The sequence below is a fragment of the Flavobacterium sp. genome, from assembly GCF_029242675.1.
Lineage (GTDB): Bacteria > Bacteroidota > Bacteroidia > Flavobacteriales > Flavobacteriaceae > Flavobacterium.
The window spans coordinates 1-2,721 of record NZ_JAQWTM010000329.1 but is presented as its reverse complement, the minus strand read 5'-3'; the positions used below and the strand labels follow the sequence as shown (position 1 = coordinate 2,721).

General features: G+C 31.4%; 2 protein-coding genes. Both read right to left on the bottom strand.

Annotated features, from left to right (window positions below):
* A partial coding sequence (locus tag P8M54_RS12015) for a two-component regulator propeller domain-containing protein (RefSeq protein WP_300288119.1) occupies positions 1 to 1,672 on the bottom strand: 1,672 nt, incomplete at its 3' end.
* Positions 1,656 to 2,387, bottom strand: coding sequence for a LytTR family DNA-binding domain-containing protein (locus P8M54_RS12010; protein WP_300288118.1), 732 nt, complete (start codon positions 2,385 to 2,387; stop codon positions 1,656 to 1,658). The genes P8M54_RS12010 and P8M54_RS12015, both read right to left, overlap by 17 nt.
* Between the last annotated feature and the right edge of the window lie 334 nt (positions 2,388 to 2,721).

The following is a 2,721-nucleotide window of genomic DNA, read 5'->3' as shown; positions in this document are numbered from 1 at the left end:
TTTTAAAAGATCTTGAATCATCTACAATAGTGATTCCACTGAGCTCTGAAGCAATAATTAAATTGCCATATTGGTTTTTAGTAATAAATTTTAACTTGTCTTCCTTCCATACATTCGCGCTCAATAATGACTGACACTTATTATTTATGTAAGTATACAACCCTTGAAATAGGGATATGAAATAGGTCTTATCTCGGTTATTTAAAATACCAACAACATTTAATGGAGTGTTTTTGTCAAATTCAGAGTAGTGTTTTGCTTTCAGATTATATACATCATCATAAATGCGGACACCTGCATAGGGAATCGTTTCAATAAATTTGTTATTGTTTGTAAATCCTATTTTATAACTATGCAGGGGTATGTAATTGATTATTTCTCCTTTTAAGCTAATTTCGTAGATTCCTATATTACTAGTTAGCCATAGCGATTGCTGGTGTTTAATTAACCCGTAATACTCGATTTGGGCAGCTGGAATTTTATAGTCTAACTCAAAGTAACCCTCCTTGTGAGTAGGTACCTTATTTTTACTATTGGTAACGTAGCCCACTTCGTATTTTTTAAAGGCTTCATTTGTGATTGTTTTCGAAATAACATTCGAACCATCTAGAAAGGAAAGTCCGTCTTCATGTACTATGACTTTATGAGTATCGAAAATTTCAAAATCTATTACCTTTTTATTACCAAACGGATTGTAATCAATTGTTCTACCGAGTTGCACTTCGTAAATTCCGCGGTCTTTTGAACCGACATATAAAAAATCGTTCTTAGAGTTATAGACTACATTTAAAATATTAGGAGAGTCAATACCATATTCTTTTGAAATAGGAGTCATTCCATTATTAACAACAGTGTAAAGCCCACCACTTTGATCAAATACGCCCCAGGCAGCAGCATACAAGATACCTTGCTTATCTGTAGCATAATCCCAAACTGTGGTGCTCCCAAAACTTTTGATTTCGGCTTTATTCGCAAGTACATTTTCAATTTCGAATTGATTCAAACTGGCTTTGTTTCCTACAAACAATTGAGTGCCAAATTGACCTAATGAGAACGCGTGTTCAGCTGCTAATGTTTGCTCGATATGTGGAATATCGTCTTTCACTACAATTTTAAAAATGCCTTCGTTAGATGTAGAAAAGTATACTTCATCTTTATAAAGCATGAAATCAGTTACAATAAAAACGCCAAAATGTGGCGTAATTCCCTTAGGAACTACCAATTTATTTGTTTTTATATCGATGATTGCAACTCCTAATTCGGTACCCACATACATCTTGTCATTATAAGAAAGTAATTTGTGAGCTCGGTTATCAGGTAGTCCTTTACGAGTGTCAAAAAGGCTATACTTTTTTCCATCATATTTAAATACACCACCTCCATAAGTAGCAAACCACATATTGCCTTGAGTATCTTGTGCAATATCCCAACAGCTATTGTTTGTAATTATTTTAGGTAAAACAAGGGAAGAAAAGTGTCCGTTTTCAAATTTAGAAATACCATTTTCTGTACCTATCCATAGTTCGTGATTTTTATCAAGAAAAAGGGAACGTACGGCATTATTTGTCAAACCATCTGCTGTAGAGTAATTTTTTGTAGGACGATATTGAGCATCAGAAAACGCAGTAGCCAACAATACTAAAAGTAGAATATAATTACTTACTAATCGCATCCATTAGGCTTGATTTATTATATTCTGTGACAGTAATTGAATAGTCATTTAAGAGTGTCAACTTTTTAATTTTGGTATGGAAAGATTTTACAAACTTTTTATTTATTACAGCACTGCTACTCACTTTTAAAAATGAGCTATCAGCTAATAATTGAAAAATCTCTTTTAATGATTTAGAAACAACAATGGTTTCACTAGTGCATTTTCCATTTCCGTTACTCGTTTCACAGTAAATAATTTCGTTAATAACGATAACTTTAAAACCATCATTATTAGGCAATATGATGGACTTTTTAGTGTTCACCAAATTGTTTTTTAAAACGTCAAATCTATTTTGATTACTACTTATTTCTGTCTTGTGTTCAAATCGATCAATTATAGATTTAATATTTAACGGATTTATTGGCTTCATTAAATAATCTAAAGCACTACACTTTATTGCTTCTATATACTCGTTAGCGTGACCCGTCACAAAGACAATTTCAAAAGGAACTACGTTATAATGGCGAATTAATTCAAAACCATTTTTCTGAGGCATGTCAATATCCAAAAAAACCAAATTAGGTTTGTTATTTGCAATAGATATGATTGCTTCATCAACAGATCTGCACAAATCTACAATTGTAATTTTATCATTACTGTAAATTTTACAAAAATCATGAATTAGTTCTCTCGATTTGAAGTCGTCGTCAACGATTATGGCTTTGATTGTCATAGGTTTAATAAAATTAGAAACTACGGTATTGGGACGATAGATTCTAAAGTTTATTTGTTAGGTTAAATGTAGTAGCAAAAACATTCTTAAAACTGAGTTTTGGTGCTATTGATTTTGAAATATAGCAAAATAAAAAATACTAATTAATAAGTCGTGTTTTTATTTTAAACATTTGAAGTATTTTGCTACTCAAATCTACTACTCAATAGTCATTGCTTTTAACTTGCTTCTATAAGCTTCTAAAGCAACCGATTTAGAGATGAATCCAAAGTAGATTTCATCCTTAATTACTGGTAAATAAGTCATTTTTGATCTTTCGAATTTATTCATTACC